Below are 18,915 nucleotides of genomic sequence, written 5' to 3'. Positions count from 1 at the left end.
GAAATGCGTATGCGATGGGTAGAAATAATGGTTGGGTTTTTTATGGTGCTGGGTATGCTTGCACTGTTGGGGCTCGCTCTGAATGTAAGTGGTTTGAAGTTATCAGCTCAGCAGGATAATTACACAGTTCTTGCACGGTTTGAAAATATAGGTGGGCTGACTTCGCGGGCTAAAGTCACGCTATCAGGCGTACAAATTGGTGAAGTTAAAAGCATTAAAATTGATACGCAGCGCTTAGTTGCCCTTGTTACTATGGATATTTATTCTGATATTGATTATTTGTCTATCGATAGCTCAGCCAAAATTCTGACCGCAGGGTTATTGGGAGAGCAGTATATAGGTATCTCCGTGGGTTTTGAGGAAGATACTCTTAAAGATGGTGATTATATCCATGACACCCAATCAGCACTTGTTCTAGAAGATCTGATTGGTAAATTTTTATTTAATAAAGTGAATAACTAGGAGAGAAATTCTCAATGCAACGCTTTTTTCTAACTTTTTTGCTCGGGATGAGCTTGGCTTTTCAGCCTTTGACAGCTCAGGCTACTTGGCAAGAAGCGAGTGTTCAGGTTCGTCAAACAATTGAAGATATGATTGTTGTTATCGACGAGCATCGTGCTCAAGAGCCAGTTGACCTTCAGTCAGTGACTCAAGATATAGAAACGATAGTTGATAGGGATGTAGATTTTGGTTACATCTCGAAGTGGGTGATGGGCAAGTATTACCGCCAAGCTAGTGATGTACAACGTAATAAGTTTGCAGTTGTCTTTAAGCAGACATTGATAAGAACCTATGCAAAATCATTGCTTGAGTTTGATGTGGACACATATGACTTAGTTAAAGCGAATAGTGTGAGCCCTGTTGATAGTAAGCAAATTGTTTCTGTGAATGTAGTGTCTAAGGCTGGTGTTGGGTATACCTTGGTTAACTATATGGTTAAGTCTGATGGGCATTGGAAACTAGTGAATGTGATGTTGAATGGCATCAATTTGAGAATTACATTCCAAAATCAGTTTTATGAAATGATGCAGCGCTCAAGATACGACGTGGGCCGTGTTGTTGATTCTTGGGAAGCAAAAATCGATGACAAGCAGACAAAGAGTTAGCCTGTGACTGAGCAGAAGAATCCACTAAATAAAGAAATGAGTAATGAGCTAAACCAAATTCTATTAATGGGTGATTTGGTTTTTCCTCGCATTGAGAGTGTTAGAAGAGTCGTGGAAGCAGAAATTTCGGCTAAGGCTGGAGATTGTGTTCTGGATTTTTCAAATGTGAAAAAAGTGGATAGTTCATCTTTGTCTCTGTGTTTATGTTTTTTAAGACTAGCTAAAAAACAAAATAAGAAAATGACATTTATAAACTTACCAAAGGATATGTTAGCGATTGCTGATCTTGTAGGCTTGAGTGTTATAGGGCACTCTCCTGAAGGCAGTTAGTCGGGTATTAATTTCGCCTTTTAAGCGCTAATTCGTTATCATTGCGCCCCTCTATTACAAACGTAACTTACCCCGGAGCGCTTCATGACCGCTGAAGAAGTAAAACAAATTATTGAATCGCAGCTGCAAGGCTCACAAGTGATCACTGGAGGGGAGGGTTGCTCCTTCGAAGTTACTGTTATTAATGACAAGTTTGCCGGTTTGATGCCAGTTAAAAAGCAGCAGTTGGTATATCAGTGCCTGAATGAATATATTGCTGATGGCACTATTCATGCGTTAACTATTAAAACCTATACTCCTGAACAGTGGGCTGCACTGCAAAGCTAACCAACGGTTGGAAATTTTTGAATGGATAAACTCATTATTGAAGGTGGTGCGTGTCTGAACGGAGAAGTTCGTATATCAGGCGCTAAAAATTCGGCTCTGCCTATTCTTGCAGCAACACTCTTGGCTGATGAGCCAGTAACTATCTGCAACTTACCGCATTTGCACGATATTACAACAATGCTTGAATTGATTCGTCGTACAGGTGTAGAGCTGACGGTAGATGAAAAGTTAAGCGTTGAAGTTGATACGAGCACTATCAAAAATTTTCATGCGCCATATGAGCTAGTAAAAACCATGCGCGCATCAATCTTGGTGCTGGGGCCATTATTGGCTCATTATGGAGAAGCAGAAGTATCGCTCCCTGGAGGGTGTGCTATTGGTAGTCGGCCCGTCGATTTACACATTCGTGGTCTAGAAGCTATGGGTGCCGAAATTACTGTCGATGCGGGCTACATTCATGCACGTAGTGATGGCCGTTTGAAAGGCGCAAAAATATTATTTGATATCGTGACAGTGACTGGTACTGAAAATATTTTAATGGCTGCGGCTCTCGCTGAAGGGCAAAGTATTATTGAAAATGCTGCTCGTGAGCCTGAAATTATTGATCTGGCAAATTGTCTTATTGCGATGGGTGCTGATATCCAAGGCGCTGGTACTGATACCATTACTGTAAATGGTGTTGAGTCACTCAAAGGTTGTCGTTACTCAGTTATGCCTGACCGTATTGAAACGGGTACCTATTTAGTAGCTGCCGCTGCGACTCGTGGTTATGTTAAGACTAAAAATACACGTGCAGATATTTTGGATGCTGTGTTATTGAAATTGACAGAAGCAGGAGCAAAGATTGAAACAGGTGACGGCTGGATCTCTCTTGACATGGAGGGGCGCCGTCCTAAAGCTGTCAATATTACAACCGCTCCATATCCTGCTTTTCCTACCGATATGCAAGCGCAATTTGCTGCACTAAATGCAGTCGCTGAAGGTGTTGGGCATATTAAAGAAACGATTTTCGAAAATCGGTTTATGCATATGCAAGAGATGATTCGATTAGGAGCTAACATTCTAATTGATGGTAACTCTGCTAGCATTGAAGGCGGTGAGCATCTTAAGGGGGCGGAAGTGATGGCAACAGATTTAAGAGCTTCTGCTAGCTTAGTCATTGCTGGATTAGTAGCGAGTGGTGAAACCACAATTGATCGTATTTATCATATTGATCGTGGTTATGAGTGTATTGAAGAGAAACTGCAGATGATGGGTGCGAAAATTCGCCGCATCCCAGGTTAAGTGAATAAAATGATGAAGAAACAACAGCTTACGATTGCGCTGTCTAAAGGTCGTATCCTTGAAGAAACGCTGCCTTTATTAGAAGCGGCGAATATAATGCCCGCTGAGAATATATTTAAAAGTCGTAAGCTGATCTTCGACACTAATCATGACAATATTAAATTTGTTGTGATACGCGCGACTGACGTGCCAACGTATGTTGAGTATGGTGGTGCGGATATGGGTATTGCTGGCAAAGATGTCTTAATGGAGCACGGAGGCAAGGGCCTCTATGAGCCATTAGATCTCGAGATTGCTAAATGCAAGCTCATGGTGGCGGGGCTTACAGGAGCCCCGCCTGTTGAAGGGCGTATGCGTATCGCTACTAAATTTGTCAATATTGCTAAGCAGTATTTTGCTCAGCAGGGTTGTCAGGTTGATATCGTTAAACTGTATGGCGCTATGGAGCTGGCTCCTATTATGGGTTTGGCTGATCGTATAGTTGATATTGTCGACACGGGTAATACCTTGCGTGCGAATGGCTTGGAGCCGATGGATTTTATCGCTAACATTAGTTCGCGGTTAGTCGTTGGCCAGCCTGCATTAAAAATGAAACACCGCCAAATTCAGCCTATTATCGACATGATGTCTGAAGCCGTTGTAAAAAGAAGGGAGGGGTAGTATGACTGAGTTGTCAATTACTCGTTTAAGTAGCACTCAGGAAGACTTCGATCTCCAATTAGAGAAACTACTTGCATGGGAAAGTGTTTCCGATGTGAAAGTTAATCAAATAGTTGATGATATCTTGTCTGAAGTTAAGCAGCAGGGTGATGCAGCTGTCGTTACTTACACCAATCGCTTCGATTTGACCTCGGCTGATACTATGCAAGAGTTGGAGTTGAGCTCTGAACATCTTGCACAAGCATTTGCAGGGCTTCCTGAGGTTCAGCGTAGTGCGCTTGAAAAAGCGGCGCAGCGTATTCGTCATTATCACGAAAAGCAAAAATCTGACTCGTGGCAGTACACTGAAGAAGATGGCACTATGCTGGGCCAGAAAGTGACTCCACTAGACCGCGTAGGTTTGTATGTCCCGGGTGGGAAGGCGGCTTATCCTTCTTCTGTGTTGATGAATGCCATCCCTGCAAAAGTAGCAGGTGTGGCTGAAATTATAATGGTTGTACCCACGCCGCGTGGCGAGCTAAATCAGTTAGTACTCGCTGCTGCCTCTTTAGCGGGTGTTGATCGAGTGTTTACTATCGGCGGGGCGCAAGCTGTTGCTGCATTGGCTTATGGTACTGAAACTGTACCTAAAGTGGATAAAATAGTGGGGCCGGGTAATATTTTTGTGGCCACTGCTAAACGCGCAGTGTTTGGTGCAGTCGGTATCGATATGATAGCAGGGCCTTCAGAGATTTTGGTTGTTTGTGATGGTCAAACAGATCCTGACTGGGTTGCTATGGACCTATTCTCACAAGCAGAACATGATGAAGATGCGCAGCCAATATTGGTAACACCTGATGCAGGTTTTATTGATCAGGTCGAAGAGAGTATTCGTAAGCTATTACCAACCATGGAGCGTAAGGAAATTATTGAAGTTTCTTTACGAACGCGAGCAGCGCTCATTCTCGTTGAAGATATGCAGCAGGCGCTTGAAATTAGTAATCGTATAGCTCCTGAGCATTTAGAACTTTCAGTAGAAGACCCTGAAGTTCTATTGCCCTTGGTTCGCCATGCCGGTGCTATCTTTATGGGGCGCCATACTGCAGAAGCGCTGGGTGATTATTGTGCAGGTCCTAACCATGTTTTACCAACATCAGGTACTGCACGTTTTTCTTCTCCGTTAGGTGTTTACGATTTTCAAAAGCGCTCTTCGCTTATTATGTTTTCCGCCGACGGCGCTTCTGATATTGGAGGTGTCGCTTCAGTGTTGGCAAGAGGTGAAGGACTTACTGCTCATGCGCGCTCTGCAGAGTACCGCATTAAGAACTAAGCATATTTGTTGTAAAAAAGGCCTCTTGAGAGGCCTTTTTTGTAAGTTTGTTTTCAAGTGTTAAAAATTTAGACTTAAGAGCTTGGGCGAGTTAATGGTCTTTCTCCCACGGTTACTTCTGAAGTAAACTGTTTTCCTTCCCGCAAATACTCGACTTGTAATGGTTCACCTGGAGTGAAGTCAGCAATACCAATCATTGAGAGTCGTCCTTCAACCGGTTTGCCATTTAAAGAAAGCATAATGTCGCCGGGTTGTAAGCCGGCCTTATGCGCAGGTCCATCTCGGTAGATGCCAGCAATAATTAAACCACTCATCTCCTTAAGTCCAAAAGATTCAGCTAGATTAGCTGTTAGCTCTTGAATCTCAACACCCATCCATCCACGAACTACACGGCCTTTAGTAATGAGATCAGTCATGACTTTTTTGGCAAGGTTAGAGGGGATGGCAAAACCTATTCCTTGGGACCCGCCTGACTTTGAAAAAATAGCAGAGTTGATACCAATCAGGTTGCCGTGAGCATCTACTAAAGCACCGCCGGAGTTCCCCGGATTAATCGCAGCGTCCGTTTGTAAAAAATCTTCATAGGTGTTTAGGCCCAAGCTGTTTCTTCCTGTCGCACTCACAATACCCATTGTTACTGTCTGGCCAACACCAAAAGGGTTGCCAATAGCCAGTACGACATCACCCACGAGTAGTGAATCAGAGGGTGATAGTGTAACGCTTGGTAAGTTATCCATGTTAGTTTTGAGGATGGCTAGGTCGGTTTCAGGGTCCGTTCCTATAATTTCGGCGGATGCTTCGCGACCATCTTTTAGAACAATCACGATACTGTCAGCACCCGCGATGACATGATTGTTGGTAATGATGTAGCCTTGAGCATTAAGAATGACACCCGAGCCTAGGCTTGATTGAATACGCTCTCGTTGAGGCATATCTCCTAGTTCATAAAACTTTTTGAACAAAGGGTCTTTTATTACGGGGTGTTTTTTTTCTTCAATAAGCGTTCGCGTATATATGTTAACAACAGCAGGAGCTGCTTTTTTGACGGCCTCGGAATAGGAAACTGGGCCGCTTTTCCCTGGGACATGAGTCGGTAATTGGGTTTCTCTAATTTCGACAGTTGTCACAGGCGGTGCCAGTAGTTGGGGGAAAAACTGCAACAGGATAATTGCTATAAGCACACCTGTAATAATTGGCCAACCAAGAAAGCTGAGTTTGCGCATTAAAATAAATTCCGAAATACTAGTGAAAACAAAATCTCACCGTAGAATTATACGATTTGTGCCACATGGTTACTAATGAGGATCTAATTATATGTCTGTTTTATTGCCAAAGCTGGTTCAATATTGCAAAGATTTGTTAAGTGTAGATGTGTTTAAAGATTATTCTCCTAATGGCTTGCAGGTAGAGGGGAGGCCGGCTGTTAAGAAAATTATATCAGGAGTGACTGCATCTCAAGCTTTATTAGATGCAGCTGTGGAAATGCAGGCTGATCTTATATTGGTACATCATGGTTATTTTTGGAAAGGCGAAAACGAGAGAATAACAGGCATAAAGAAGCGCCGCCTGAGTACACTACTCAGAAATGATATTAGCTTGCTTGCATTTCATTTACCTTTAGATGCCCATCCAGAGTTAGGTAATAATGCACAGTTGGCTGCAAAAATGAACTGGAAGGTTGTATCTGGACTTGATGGGGATCTGGGACGCGCAATTGGAATGGTTGGGGAGTTGCCTGAGCCGCAAAGCGCTGAGCAGCTGTCGGCAGCATTTTTACAGGTACTTGGCCGGCCTGCACAGCATATCCAAGGTATCAATCGCCCTATTAAGAAGATCGCATGGTGCACTGGAGGCGCGCAGGGTTACATTGAGAAAGCACTTGAAGCAGGGGTTGATGCTTATGTATCGGGTGAGATATCTGAGCAAACAGTTCATATTGCGCGAGAAGCGGGTATTGACTACTTTGCTGCGGGGCATCACGCGACTGAGCGTTATGGGGTACAAGCATTAGGGGAGCATTTGGCGACTCGTTTTGGTATTGAGCATCATTATGTTGAGATAGACAATCCGGTTTAGGTACTTAGGTGTGAGTATCTGAGAAAAATACACGTATTGAAACTAAAAAGGCCCCATGAAGAGGCCTTTTTCAAATATAAAAGCTATGCTTTTCTGGTGTTTTCTTCTGTGCTTGGTTCAGCATCAGCTTTGCCGATGTCATCAGGTGCTTCTTTTAATCCATATGATTCAGACAGAGTGCCTTCTTCATCTGGTTGCTTTGGAGCGTAATCACGTGGTGGCTCAACGGCTGATATTGTCTTAGCATCAGCATCATCGGTAGTCTCGCTCTCAGTTGTTTCAGTCTTGTCGACTTCAACTTCTTTCTGGGCGATCAGTTGTGGGGTCATGCTAGACTCAATAGAGCGTGCTGTATCCGCATCACATAGCGCTTGTGCTCCCGTCGCTAAGTGTTGGTAAACACCGCGGTAAGATTCAGTCATTTTATTAACAAGGTCGGCAGTCTCTTCAAAATGACCAGCTACTTGAGTTTTGTAGTTTTCGAGCTCTTTTTTAGCGTCTTCCAGTTTTTCTTGCTCGTCTGAGCTACCGCCAGAGCGGCCCATTAGGAAGCCAATCAATCCACCAATTGCTAATGCTACAACACCAATGATCCAAATATTACTCTCTTCCACAGTTAGTCCTCACTGCATAAATCACATTATTTTTTGATATCGCCCTAGGATAATAGAAACTTACTTCAAAGCCTATTAACCATAATCAATAAGAGACAACATAACATGCATTTAGTTTTTGTTTAACACGATTCTTTATCTGACTTGGCGGCATTGTGCTGTTCATTAAGGTAATGAACTTGCTCAGATAATATTTGGATGCAAAGCTCAGCGTCTTGATCAGATAGCGCAGAAAATAACCGCTTATGCTGGTTATAGATGACGGCCTTTTCACGGTAGCGGTGAGCTACCATATTAGCCACAGGTTGTAAGGCCTCTATTACGGTATGCATGACAAAGGCGAGCATGCGATTACCGGTTGCATTGGCGATTAAACGATGAAAATTAACATCTGATGCACAAAACTCTTCTGCAGAGAGGTTAGGGTTCTCTTGAGTTTTTAGCTCGCAGAGCAATGCCTCTAGATCTTCTTTAGAGCGGTTCTGGGAAGCAAGTTTACAGCAGATGGTTTCAAGCTCAAGGCGGGTTTGCGTTATCTCTTCTAATGAAAAGGCGTTTAAACCCATCAAAAGAGTAGTAGCGCCAGCTAAAGAGTCGCTTAAATCGCTAACACTGGGACGATTTACAAAAGTGCCACCAGTGGGCCCACGTTTTGAGCGAACAAGATTTTGTGCGGCTAATCGTTTAAGTGCCTCGCGGATAGTGGGGCGTGAAACGCTGAAGCGGGCTGCAAGTTCATCCTCAGTGGGTAAGCGATCATCGGCAGCTAAAGACCCGTCGATAATAGCTTGGCGAATTTGATCCGCGATCTGACGAGACAGGCTTTTCTGGCTGACGGGTTCAAAATCTATAGATTTCACGCACTATTACTCACAATAAATAGAGTGTGAGTATTTCATATATTGGGTTTATTGTTAAATTGTCGTGCGCATCGAATGTTTTTTTGATGTGGGGTTGTTTTTAAAATAGATAAATGAACTTTGGCTTAACAGCGTGTTGTGCTAATTGATTGATTTTAAAATGTTTTTTGTCAGTAAATCTTACACTTCATATTTTTTTTAATATTAGATCTCTCTTAAGCTCATGTTTTTTAAACGTTTGTATTAATCGGCGTAAGGTTTGCATGGTGAGCAAAAATGATTCGTCGCCTTATAGTATGGCAGCGAGAAATTTATGTTATTAAAAAATTAGCTAAATCAAGGAGTTGATGATGCGATCTGTAAAATTTATAAATACAATTTTGTTTAAAAGGGAGTGTGTGCTGAAGAGTTTAATGCTTAGACTTGCTGGGAGTCTATTTGCAGTACTTCTATCATTTAGTGCGCAGGCTGGTTTGATCGAAATTGATGGGTTTAATGTTGGCTCGGAGCAGATGATTGCTTTGAGTGGTACAGATACGTATGTAGTAGAAACCAATGCGGTGCGTACCTTAAGTGCCGAGCTTTTGGCTTTCTCTAACCCTGTACAAAGTAGTGTTGAAGTAAGCTTTGGCTTTTTAACGATTTCGAATGGCTCTGCCGAAGACTCAGAGGTACGAGTCTCTTGGGGATTTGATGCTGATTTATTGCCGGTAGGCTCCTCTCACTATGAATTTCTAATTAAGGTTATTGAGTCAGATGGAAATGCTACTGATCTAGAATTTTTCTATGATGGTTTGTCATTTGCTAACTTTGATATACCGGGAAACACTCTCAATCAAGATGTTGTTTTTAGCATTTCCAATTCAGTGCTTTCTCATGATGGCACACTTGGATTAGTCATTAATGGTGATCCAGGTTGGGATTTGCAGCTCGATGTGATTGGTTTATTGTATGATAGCCCTATTGCTCACAGTGTTCCTGAGCCTTCAACTATTGCTTTGTTTGTCTTAGGTTTATTAGGGGCCGGAGCTGCTCGTCGCCGAGCCTAGATCCTAGTGATAAAATAAAACCACTTTCGAGTGGTTTTTTTATGTCTGTGGTTTGATCGATCTGCTGTTTGTCTTAACGAAGCGGCAATACTAGGACTTCATTGTATAATCATTTTCTGGGTAGTTGAGGAGTTCAGTCATGCAGTCAAAGCGCGGTCGCTTGGATCGCTTTCTAAGTAGTCATTTAAATATGAAGCGTAAAGATGTCAGGCTTTTTCTGGCTCAAAAACGTGTAAGTGTCGATGGTGTGATTGCTCTGAATATTGACTTGTCTGTTGATGAGTTTTCTCATATTGTTTTGGATAATGATCGGGTATTACAGGCGAATAAACCTGTTTATATTATGATGCATAAACCCATTGGTGTAGTAAGTGCAACTAAGGATGATAAGCATCGTACAGTGATTGATCTGCTAGATAGACCAGATAAGGCAACACTGCACATAGTAGGGCGCTTAGATTTGAATACATCGGGTCTACTTTTATTAACCAATGATGGTCGTTGGTCTCGCCAACTCACATCGCCTGAAAACAAGGTAACAAAGTCGTATAAAGTTACTTTGAAAAATAGCCTTAGAGAAGAATATATAAAGGCCTTTGCACAGGGCATGTATTTTTCCTATGAAGACATTACTACGGAACCAGCAGTGCTTGAAATTGTCTCTGAGTATGTTGCACATGTGGACCTGACGGAAGGGCGTTATCACCAGATAAAACGGATGTTTGGCCGGTTTCGTAATCCTGTACTGCAACTGCACCGTATGTCTATTGGGAATCTATCTCTTGATTCAGCGTTGTTGCCTGGTGAGAATCGTAACTTAACGCCTCATGAGCTTGAGTGTATTTATCGTTAACACCGTTTGAGTAATGGACTAAGTCGTAATAAACATAAAAATACTAGAGCCTAATGAGCAATTCTGCGACACATCTTAAATAAGCGCGTAAACTGCACTCTTTACTATAACTAAGTAACCCTCGACGGCTTTTTTTATTTTTATTAGTGCCCTCGGTTTTCTGGAATCCTCACATGATACGCCTTACGAATATCCAATTACCGCTAGATCATGATGATCAGGCTATTGCCAATGCCGTTGTAGCTCGCTTATCTATTAAGGCTGCTGATCTTGTTAGCTACCACGTACATCGGCGCGGATATGATGCCCGAAAAAAAGCTAACATCGTTCTTATCTATACATTGGATGTTGAGACAAAAAATAATAAAGCGCTTCTCGAAAAGTTTGCAGATGAGCAGCTCATTAAAGCTACTCCTGATATGAGCTATAAATTTGTGGCACAAGCGCCTGTAGATTTACAGGAACGCCCTGTTGTTATTGGTTTTGGCCCTTGCGGCTTGTTAACGGGACTCGTCTTGGCACAAATGGGCTATAAGCCGATTATCCTTGATCGGGGTAAAGAAGTGCGTGAGCGTACTAAAGATACGTTTGGTTTCTGGCGTAAAAAAATATTAAATACTGAGTCTAACGTGCAGTTTGGTGAAGGCGGAGCAGGTACATTCTCCGATGGTAAGTTGTATAGCCAAGTGAAAGATCCGCACCACTATGGTCGTAAAGTACTTACCGAGTTTGTCGAAGCGGGCGCGCCCGATGAAATTATGTTTGTGAGCAAGCCGCATATTGGTACATTCCGTTTGGTATCGATGGTAGAAAAGATGCGTGCGAAAATCATAGAGCTGGGCGGTGAAATTCGCTTTAGTGCGCGCGTAGATGATGTACAAATAGAAGCAGGGCAAATTACCGGTGTTGCTTTGGCAGATGGCGAAGTGATCAAGTCTAAGCATATCGCTTTAGCGATTGGCCATAGTGCTCGTGATACCTTCGAGATGCTTTACGATAAAAACGTATACATCGAAGCGAAACCCTTTTCTGTTGGTTTTAGAATCGAACATCAACAATCACTGATTGATGAAGCGCGCTTTGGTGCAAATGCGGGTAACGAAATCCTAGGTGCTGCTGACTACAAGCTCGTTCATCACTGTAAAGGTGGCCGTTCTGTTTACAGCTTCTGTATGTGTCCGGGAGGCACCGTAGTCGCTGCAACGTCTGAAGAGCACCGTGTCGTTACTAATGGCATGAGCCAATATTCACGAGCAGAGCGTAACGCCAATAGTGCAATTGTCGTAGGCATTGATCCAACAGATTACCCGGGTGGCCCATTGGCTGGCATTGATTTTCAGCGAGAACTCGAAAGCAATGCTTACCTGTTAGGGGGCGAAAACTACGATGCACCTGCGCAAAAGGTGGGTGACTTCTTAAAAGGAGTCTCCTCCGAGACTATCGGTAGTGTAGAGCCATCATTTAAACCGGGCATTAAACTTACGGATCTTTCTAAAGCGCTGCCCGATTTCTGTATTGAGGCTATTAGGGAAGCGATACCTGCTTTTAACAGAAAGATTAATGGCTTTGCTTTAGAAGATGCACTGCTCACAGGTGTTGAAACTAGAACCTCGGCGCCTATCTGTATAAAACGTGGTAAAGACTTCCAAAGCATTAATACTCAAGGCTTGTTCCCGGCAGGTGAAGGTGCGGGTTACGCGGGTGGAATTATGTCGGCAGCGATTGATGGTATCAAGGTTGCTGAAGCGATGGCATTGAGTATTAATCACAGTAACAAGTAGAAGGGTTAGTCGGGTGCAGTATAGCCCGCATCAATATCAACTCAATTGATCTCTTTGTGAAAAGGGCTGGCCAATCTAAAAGAGCTGATTGGCCCTTGATACATTGCACTAAGGGCGGTGGAATACAGCCATATAACAGTCAAAATTGAGGATAAGCACAATGTACGTATTGATGGATATTATGGTTTCACCTGGCGGCGTAGGTACTTCAGTATCACCTTATATAGCTATGTGCCAAAAGATTTTTGAAGATGCTGGCTTAACGCATACCATGCATGGCTACGGCACTAACGTAGAAGGTGAGTGGGAAGATGTCATGGCAGCAGTCAAGCGTTGCCACGAAGTGCTTCATGAGAAGGGCGCGGTTCGTATTACCAGCCATATGAAATTAGGCACACGCATAGATAAAGATCAGACCATGGCTGATAAAGTCACCAGCGTACAAGAAAAAATGATTGCTAAATAACTGCTATACTTTTTACAAAGACCGACTGGTTTTATAGACCCGCTCGCTCTATGGATCATCAGGCCTGTTATCCACAGGCCTTCACAATTTGCTTTGAAATATGGATATTTCAACACAGTGAAAACACCCCATTTTATAACACTCTTTTTTGTTATCGCGCTGGCAGTCACTTGCGGAAACCTCTTATCCACTTATATTAGCGCGCAGTTTGTTGCATCTGAATTGCGTGAAGTGAACGCAATTATGGATTTAACACGAGAGCAGTTAATAGATCAAAAACAAGCTGATGCTGTGATAAGGCAAAATACAGCTAGAAAACAACGAGCACGCAGTGAGAAAGGAAAGGCGATGTGGCGCTCATGTATGGATTGGTCGGCCATGCATCAAAAAAAGCAAACTTATACAACCGAAAAAGAAAGCAAAAGACAGTGTGCTATCTATCACCACTATGTAGAGAGTGGGTTGTAGTTGAGTCTTTAAAAGGCTCTATATTATTGTATTAATTAGTGATTTTAGAAGGATTTTTAAAGTGATAAAACGTATTTTATTGAGTGCTTCACTTGGGTTCGCTTTATTGATGACGGGCTGTGCCTCACCGCAAAAGATGGCATTTAATGATGAATCAGAGGTTGTTGAAAAAAAACAAATCCAGTATTTTTAATGACAGCAAAAATTAGTAATCAATATCGTCACTCACACCAGCCAGAGCTGATTGTTGTGCATGTTGAAAGGACGGATGCGGCAGAAGCAAAAGAGGCAAAAGAGGCAAAAGATCATATAAATTTTACAATGGATGATAAAGCAAAAAAAGAAACTGACGACCCCGTCTTAGGAAATTATTACTACCTAAGGATGGAATTAGAAAATGGCAAATATGTATTGAGGGGGCTATCAAGTATGAGTTCCTCCTTTCCTATCCATGGATTTTTCTTTACTCCTGTACATGAGAACATAGTGGCTAATGGCAAGGGGGTGTTTTACTTAGGCCATATTAATGCGACTGTGCGAGAGCGTCAGGGAGACGAGTTTAAAGCAGGGCCTTCTATACCATTAATTGATCAAGCTTTTGCTGGTGCCTCTGGTGGTACTTTTGATATTGAAATTACGGATCAATGGGATAAAGATGAGGAAGTATTCAGATCTAGATTTACCGCGCTAGCGAATGTTGAAGTTAAAAAAGCGCTTCTCCCATCTTTTGATAGGAATAGAGCCCAGAAATGGTGGCAAGATCACTAATATTTATTTGTGCACCTATCAAAGATTTTTTAGTGGCGATGAACCAATGACACCTCTTTAGCCTCTAAGCCGAATGCTGTTAGGCTTAAGCCTTTAAATATTAGTTTTAATGGAGATACCGACATGTCACAAGAGCGCGCAGTGCTGGCAGGTGGTTGTTTTTGGGGTATGCAGGATCTAATTCGTAAGTTGCCGGGTGTTGTTGCTACGCGGGTTGGGTATACCGGTGGTGATGTACCCAATGCCACCTACCGTAATCATGGAACACATGCTGAAGGTATCGAGATTCTGTTTGACCCTGCTCAACTGTCTTATCGTCGTATTCTTGAACTTTTTTTTCAGATTCATGACCCCACAACACCTAATCGACAGGGTAATGATCAGGGAATGTCTTATCGTTCGGCGATCTATTATGTCAGCGATGCTCAAAAACAGATGGCGTTAGATACCATCGCTGATGTGGACGCGTCAGGTTTATGGCCGGGTAAAGTGGTTACTGAGCTAGAGCCGGTGAGTGATTTCTGGGATGCTGAGCCTGAGCATCAGGATTACTTGGAGCATTTTCCTAATGGTTATACCTGTCATTTTCCACGCCCTAATTGGGTGCTGCCAAAGCCCTCTGTTTAAAAATTGAACAACGGTGTAGTATTTTTATAAGCAGCGATGTTATTATTTGTTAAATTGTAAGACAAATAGGGGTTTGTGATGTTTAAAGCACTGGTTCTGGATCAAGTAGACGGTAAAACGGTTGCCGAGATTAAAACGTTGGATGTCAGCGATCTGCCTGATGAAGATGTATTAGTTGATGTTGATTATTCATCCATTAACTTCAAAGATGGTTTGGCGATTACCGGAACAGGCAAAATTGTTAGCAAATTCCCGATGGTGCCGGGTATCGATCTAGTCGGCACAGTGGCAGAAAGTAATAGCGATACTTATAAAGCGGGTGATCAAGTTGTACTCACTGGTTGGAGCGTGGGTGAGCGTTTCTGGGGTGGTTTGTCACAAAAAGCACGCCTTAAATCTGAATGGTTAGTACCGCTACCAACAGGTATGGCGCCTGAAGTATCTATGTCTATAGGAACGGCGGGCCTTACGGCGATGTTGTGTGTAATGGCACTCGAAGAAGGCGGTGTTACGCCAGATAAAGGGCCGGTTGTTGTGTCAGGTGCCGCGGGTGGTGTGGGCTCAGTTGCTGTGGCTATTTTGGCAAAGCTGGGTTACGAAGTGGCTGCGATTACGGGCCGAGCAGAAACTGAAGGTTACCTGCGTGGCTTGGGTGCAACGACTATTTTAACGCGTGAAGAGATGAGTGAAAAAGCCCGTCCACTTGAGCGTCAACGTTGGGCGGGTGGTATTGATACGGTCGGTGATGCAATGCTGGCAAGAATACTGGCTGAAGCTGATTATAACGCTACGGTTGCCGCTTGTGGCTTAGCGGGAGGCTTTAAACTGCCAACAACCGTCATGCCATTTATTTTGCGTAACGTACGCTTGCAAGGTGTCGATTCAGTGATGTGTCCTATCGAGCGTAGAACACAAGCATGGAATCGCTTACAAACAGATTTACCCGCTGTAGCGTTGGGTGAAATCAGTCAGGTTATTGGCTTGGATGATGTGCCTGAATACGCCGAGAAAATTGTGAATGGTAAGATTCAAGGCCGAACGATTGTTGATCTTAATAAGTAGAGCTGAGCAACTTATAGCGCGGCTGTAATATCGTGTACTAATGAAAGCCGTTTATCGTGATGTCGGTTGATAATTATCTTTGTTGATAGTTATAACTGGAGTAGCGCTAGGCGGCTTTGTCAGTTCTAGGTTATTCTTATATTTCAATCCTCTATGAGTTGACCACCGTGTTTTATCCATTTGCTGCGCTTGTGTTAATTCTCGTTTCGCTTACTGCGCAAGCCTTGTCTGTAGAGGATGATGCGGGGCGACAAGTATCGCTAGAGCAGCCTGCTAGGCGAATTGTTACGCTAGCACCTCATTTAACAGAGCAGCTGTTTTCGCTCGGTGTCGGTAGGCGGATTATCGCAACGGTTGAATACAGCGACTACCCTAAAGAAGCGCTATCCATTCCTCGTATTGGTGGCGCTGAGGAGATTAGTGCTGAAGTTATTTTGGCACTTCAGCCTGATTTAGTCGTGGCGTGGGATAGTGGGAGCCCTATCGAAGTTCTCGCTTTGTTGGAGTCTTTAGGTGTGGTGGTTTATCGGGCGTCTAGCCAGTCATTGTTGGGTGTGAGTAAGACGCTGTCTGATTTAGCGGTTTTAACGCAGCAGTCGGAGGTGGCCGCTCCGCTCATTGCTGCATTTAACGCAGATGTTGAGAAAGCGACTTCGCTTTATCGGAATAAGCGCACTGTCTCTGTTTTCTATCAGTTGTGGTACGAACCATTGATGACAGCCAATAAGCAGCAGATGATTAATGAAATGATCACTTTGTGTGGTGGCCGCAATCTTTTTGCTAACCAAACGGAGGTTGTCCCACAAACGAGTGTTGAGAGTATTGTTGTATTGAGCCCCGAGGTTATTTTAGTGCCAGAGCAGGGGACACCGATTAATTGGCAAGAACGATGGAAGGTGTGGCCAGAAATTTCAGCTGTTCGTCATCAGCATTTGTATACACTCAATGCTGACCTAGTTAATCGCCCTACATTGCGAAGCGTTCAAGGGTTGCGGCAGATATGTTACTTGTTAGATAAAGTGCGCTCTCATTAGCGGGTTTTGCTGTGTAGATTTCCCTTACCCGCTGTTATTGACTACTCTATTAATACATCACTCGTAGTAGGGTTATTGTGATTAAATATCAAGAAACATTAAAGAACATCCATACACAGTTAGGCCATGGAGGAGACCTACCTGTATTCAGTGCAACACTGAACCGTATTCAAGAACTCAGTCGTTCACCTGAAAGTGATGCGATGGTGTTGGCTATGGCAGTGATGAAAGATGCCAACTTGTCTGCCAAATTACTACGTATTGCTAACACGCCGGAGTTTAACCGGGGTATGGGAAACGTAACGGTTATCTCCCGTGCTGTAGTGCTTCTGGGTTTTAATCGAATTAAAAACCTGTGTATCTCTCTTAAGCTCATCGAGAGCTTTACAGAGGCGTATCCTGATTCAAATATAGAAAAACTATTGTTACGTGCTTTCCTTAATGCATCGATGGCAAGAGAGCTAGCGGCTAAAGCAGGCGTACGAGATATAGAAGAGACCTTTCTGTGTGGATTGCTGTTCAATCTCGGTGAAATCATTATTGCTAGTACGATGCCGGCTGTTTATCAAGAGATGTGTTTGGCCAGGATTGCTGGCGATAAATCATGGAGCAGTATCCAGTTAGCAACGCTGGGTGGACAGTTTAGCGATATTGGGCAAGATCTTGCTCAAAGTTGGGGCTTTCCTCCTTCTGTAGTGAAAACGATGGATGAGATGACAGCTGAAGAGTCTGATCATCTAGTACATAAGCAGCATTTACTGGTTTCTTTCAGCCACACCCTAATTGAAAAAATATACGGTGAATTGAATCATGAACAAAGCATGGAGCATTTAAGTTCTGCGTTAAGAGATGATTTTTCATTGCAGGATCAGGATGTTGAAAGCTGTTTTGAAGATGCCTGTAAGCTCTCTGCAAATATGGTTGAAGAGTATGGTATTGATTTAAAAGGGCTTGTTCCTGCCATGCAAGAAACCGGTGAGCCTCGTTTAGATGAGTGTATTCGTCGTACGGCTTATTTCTTTCATTCGCGTAATCAGTTGGTTGAGTCAGAAAGTACTGGTGTGAAGGCGCCTAAGAAAAGAGATGAGAGCCCGGGTAAGCAGTTGTACTTCTTAAACCGTTTGGCTGAATTAACCGCAGAAAAAGGGTCGGCCCACGATATCTTATCGCTCGTAGTTGAAGGGATTAAGGCTTGTACTTCTTATGAGCGTGTTATGTTTTGTTTATACCGCCAGTCACCCCTTATGTTAGGTATGAAAATTGCCGAAGGTGATTCTCTGGAATCATTAGAGCAGTTTTTTACTCCACAGAGAAAAGAATCAGACTTGCGTTTGTTTTATCATGTGATTAAAAAAGAGATGACATTACTGGTGTCAGATTTAAATGAACCGGGCTGGAAAGAGCGCCTGCCGGCGGCGTTTATTAAAGAGGTCGGGCCGAGTGGAATGGTCATTGCTCCTGTGGTGATACGCGGCAAAGCTATTGGTTTATTTTATGCAGACCGCGTAGACAAGCCTCTTGAAGACAAGGATTTTACTTGTTTTAACCAGTTTGTGATTCAATCCAAAATAGCGCTTTCCCATAAGGCATAGCGTTACTAGAAAGCTTTGAATAATAGAGTCTTAGGCTGGTTTAGGCTGGTTTCTTGGCTGCCAAAATACTTCCGTTGCTCCCGCTCTGCGAGCTAAGACTCTGGCGCAGACAAAGAGTAGGTCAGATAAGCGGTTTAGGTAGATTGCTCCTGTTGAGTTTTGCTCTTCAGCATTGCATAAGCGAATCATTTGGCGTTCTGCGCGGCGGCAGATGCTTCTTGCTTGGTGGCAGTAAGCTGCGCTACGGCTACCGCCTGGTAGTATAAACTCTGTTAATGGCGGTAATTGCTCATTTAAGTCGTCAAGGTGATTCTCTAGTTCGCTGATCATTTCAGGTGTTATCGCATGATAATCGGGATTAGCCATGGCCATCTCACCACCTAAGTCAAAGAGATCATTCTGCAATTGAAAAAAGATAGCTGATATTGGGTCCTCTGCGGTTAATTCCGCTCGCAGTACGCCTAAAACAGAATTGAGTTCGTCAATGTCTCCCAGCGTTTCAATACGCTCAGAGGTTTTCGATACACGCCGGCCATCAGCAAGGCCTGTCTCGCCTTTGTCGCCGGTACGGGTATAGATTTTGGTGAGTCGATTGGCCATTTTTTTATCCCGAGTAATCAGGGCTGGTATTTCCAGCCCTATGTGCCGC

General features: G+C 43.4%; 23 protein-coding genes. 19 read left to right on the top strand and 4 right to left on the bottom strand.

The features are described from left to right. Nucleotides 1-3 precede the first annotated feature (3 nt). From mlaD to hisD, 7 genes are all read left to right on the top strand, one after another. Nucleotides 4-462: an outer membrane lipid asymmetry maintenance protein MlaD gene (gene mlaD, locus NEJAP_RS14305; RefSeq protein ID WP_201347870.1), complete on the top strand. Its 459-nt coding sequence runs from the start codon at nucleotides 4-6 to the stop codon at nucleotides 460-462. Between the two features lie 14 nt (nucleotides 463-476). Continuing rightward, nucleotides 477-1,106: an MlaC/ttg2D family ABC transporter substrate-binding protein gene (locus NEJAP_RS14300; protein ID WP_201347869.1), complete on the top strand. Its 630-nt coding sequence runs from the start codon at nucleotides 477-479 to the stop codon at nucleotides 1,104-1,106. 3 nt (nucleotides 1,107-1,109) lie between these two features. Next, on the top strand, nucleotides 1,110-1,436 hold the full coding sequence (locus NEJAP_RS14295) for an STAS domain-containing protein (RefSeq protein WP_201347868.1): 327 nt from the start codon (nucleotides 1,110-1,112) through the stop codon (nucleotides 1,434-1,436). Nucleotides 1,437-1,520: 84 nt separating this feature from the next. Beyond that, a complete protein-coding gene (locus tag NEJAP_RS14290; RefSeq protein ID WP_028468537.1) occupies nucleotides 1,521-1,763 on the top strand; it encodes a BolA family protein in 243 nt (80 codons plus the stop codon). Between the two features lie 21 nt (nucleotides 1,764-1,784). Further along, on the top strand, nucleotides 1,785-3,047 hold the full coding sequence (murA, locus tag NEJAP_RS14285) for a UDP-N-acetylglucosamine 1-carboxyvinyltransferase (RefSeq protein WP_201347867.1): 1,263 nt from the start codon (nucleotides 1,785-1,787) through the stop codon (nucleotides 3,045-3,047). A gap of 12 nt (nucleotides 3,048-3,059) precedes the next feature. Next, nucleotides 3,060-3,707, top strand: a complete 648-nt coding sequence (gene hisG, locus NEJAP_RS14280) for an ATP phosphoribosyltransferase (RefSeq protein ID WP_201350646.1) — start codon at nucleotides 3,060-3,062, stop codon at nucleotides 3,705-3,707. A 1-nt stretch (nucleotide 3,708) separates the two neighbouring features. Beyond that, the gene (gene hisD / locus NEJAP_RS14275) at nucleotides 3,709-5,016 is read left to right on the top strand and encodes a histidinol dehydrogenase (RefSeq protein WP_201347866.1); all 1,308 of its coding nucleotides are present in this window, start codon (nucleotides 3,709-3,711) and stop codon (nucleotides 5,014-5,016) included. A 74-nt stretch (nucleotides 5,017-5,090) separates the two neighbouring features. On the opposite strand, the gene NEJAP_RS14270 is transcribed toward hisD, so the two are convergent. After that, entirely contained in the window at nucleotides 5,091-6,239 is a 1,149-nt protein-coding gene (locus NEJAP_RS14270) for a trypsin-like peptidase domain-containing protein (protein ID WP_201347865.1), read from the bottom strand. A 91-nt stretch (nucleotides 6,240-6,330) separates the two neighbouring features. On the opposite strand from NEJAP_RS14270, the gene NEJAP_RS14265 reads away from it, so the two are divergent. Next, nucleotides 6,331-7,092 (top strand): Nif3-like dinuclear metal center hexameric protein, encoded by a 762-nt coding sequence (locus NEJAP_RS14265; RefSeq protein WP_201347864.1) that lies wholly within the window; start codon nucleotides 6,331-6,333, stop codon nucleotides 7,090-7,092. A gap of 83 nt (nucleotides 7,093-7,175) precedes the next feature. On the opposite strand, the gene NEJAP_RS14260 is transcribed toward NEJAP_RS14265, so the two are convergent. Both NEJAP_RS14260 and NEJAP_RS14255 read right to left on the bottom strand, forming a co-directional pair. Beyond that, nucleotides 7,176-7,706 (bottom strand): YhcB family protein, encoded by a 531-nt coding sequence (locus NEJAP_RS14260; protein WP_201347863.1) that lies wholly within the window; start codon nucleotides 7,704-7,706, stop codon nucleotides 7,176-7,178. A gap of 122 nt (nucleotides 7,707-7,828) precedes the next feature. Continuing rightward, complete coding sequence (locus NEJAP_RS14255) at nucleotides 7,829-8,566, bottom strand: FadR/GntR family transcriptional regulator (protein ID WP_201347862.1); 738 nt, start codon at nucleotides 8,564-8,566, stop codon at nucleotides 7,829-7,831. Between the two features lie 413 nt (nucleotides 8,567-8,979). On the opposite strand from NEJAP_RS14255, the gene NEJAP_RS14250 reads away from it, so the two are divergent. From NEJAP_RS14250 to NEJAP_RS14205, 11 genes are all read left to right on the top strand, one after another. Beyond that, nucleotides 8,980-9,615 carry a PEP-CTERM sorting domain-containing protein gene (locus NEJAP_RS14250; protein WP_201347861.1) on the top strand — a complete coding sequence of 212 codons (636 nt, stop codon included), beginning with the start codon at nucleotides 8,980-8,982 and terminating at the stop codon, nucleotides 9,613-9,615. Between the two features lie 139 nt (nucleotides 9,616-9,754). Next, entirely contained in the window at nucleotides 9,755-10,468 is a 714-nt protein-coding gene (locus NEJAP_RS14245; RefSeq protein ID WP_201347860.1) for a pseudouridine synthase, read from the top strand. A gap of 173 nt (nucleotides 10,469-10,641) precedes the next feature. Continuing rightward, nucleotides 10,642-12,249, top strand: a complete 1,608-nt coding sequence (locus tag NEJAP_RS14240) for an NAD(P)/FAD-dependent oxidoreductase (RefSeq protein ID WP_201347859.1) — start codon at nucleotides 10,642-10,644, stop codon at nucleotides 12,247-12,249. A gap of 160 nt (nucleotides 12,250-12,409) precedes the next feature. Continuing rightward, nucleotides 12,410-12,715: an MTH1187 family thiamine-binding protein gene (locus tag NEJAP_RS14235; protein WP_201347858.1), complete on the top strand. Its 306-nt coding sequence runs from the start codon at nucleotides 12,410-12,412 to the stop codon at nucleotides 12,713-12,715. A 117-nt stretch (nucleotides 12,716-12,832) separates the two neighbouring features. Further along, the gene (locus NEJAP_RS14230) at nucleotides 12,833-13,183 is read left to right on the top strand and encodes a hypothetical protein (RefSeq protein WP_201347857.1); all 351 of its coding nucleotides are present in this window, start codon (nucleotides 12,833-12,835) and stop codon (nucleotides 13,181-13,183) included. A 61-nt stretch (nucleotides 13,184-13,244) separates the two neighbouring features. Beyond that, nucleotides 13,245-13,376: a YgdI/YgdR family lipoprotein gene (locus NEJAP_RS19380; protein WP_236590945.1), complete on the top strand. Its 132-nt coding sequence runs from the start codon at nucleotides 13,245-13,247 to the stop codon at nucleotides 13,374-13,376. After that, nucleotides 13,376-13,951, top strand: a complete 576-nt coding sequence (locus NEJAP_RS14225; RefSeq protein WP_201347856.1) for a hypothetical protein — start codon at nucleotides 13,376-13,378, stop codon at nucleotides 13,949-13,951. Before NEJAP_RS19380 ends, NEJAP_RS14225 begins: the two co-directional genes overlap by 1 nt. Nucleotides 13,952-14,074: 123 nt before the next feature. Next, entirely contained in the window at nucleotides 14,075-14,578 is a 504-nt protein-coding gene (gene msrA / locus NEJAP_RS14220) for a peptide-methionine (S)-S-oxide reductase MsrA (protein ID WP_201347855.1), read from the top strand. 78 nt (nucleotides 14,579-14,656) lie between these two features. After that, a complete protein-coding gene (locus NEJAP_RS14215; RefSeq protein WP_201347854.1) occupies nucleotides 14,657-15,640 on the top strand; it encodes an MDR family oxidoreductase in 984 nt (327 codons plus the stop codon). 167 nt (nucleotides 15,641-15,807) lie between these two features. Beyond that, a complete protein-coding gene (locus tag NEJAP_RS14210) occupies nucleotides 15,808-16,674 on the top strand; it encodes a cobalamin-binding protein (protein ID WP_236590944.1) in 867 nt (288 codons plus the stop codon). A 77-nt stretch (nucleotides 16,675-16,751) separates the two neighbouring features. Further along, nucleotides 16,752-18,266 (top strand): HDOD domain-containing protein, encoded by a 1,515-nt coding sequence (locus NEJAP_RS14205; protein ID WP_201347852.1) that lies wholly within the window; start codon nucleotides 16,752-16,754, stop codon nucleotides 18,264-18,266. 30 nt (nucleotides 18,267-18,296) lie between these two features. Here NEJAP_RS14205 and NEJAP_RS14200 read toward each other — a convergent pair whose 3' ends face one another. Further along, complete coding sequence (locus NEJAP_RS14200) at nucleotides 18,297-18,866, bottom strand: cob(I)yrinic acid a,c-diamide adenosyltransferase (RefSeq protein ID WP_201347851.1); 570 nt, start codon at nucleotides 18,864-18,866, stop codon at nucleotides 18,297-18,299. Between the last annotated feature and the right edge of the window lie 49 nt (nucleotides 18,867-18,915).

The organism is Neptunomonas japonica JAMM 1380 (assembly GCF_016592555.1).
Lineage (GTDB): Bacteria > Pseudomonadota > Gammaproteobacteria > Pseudomonadales > Balneatricaceae > Neptunomonas > Neptunomonas japonica_A.
Note: the sequence above shows the minus strand (reverse complement) of the source record. Positions and strands in the feature narration are given on the sequence as shown.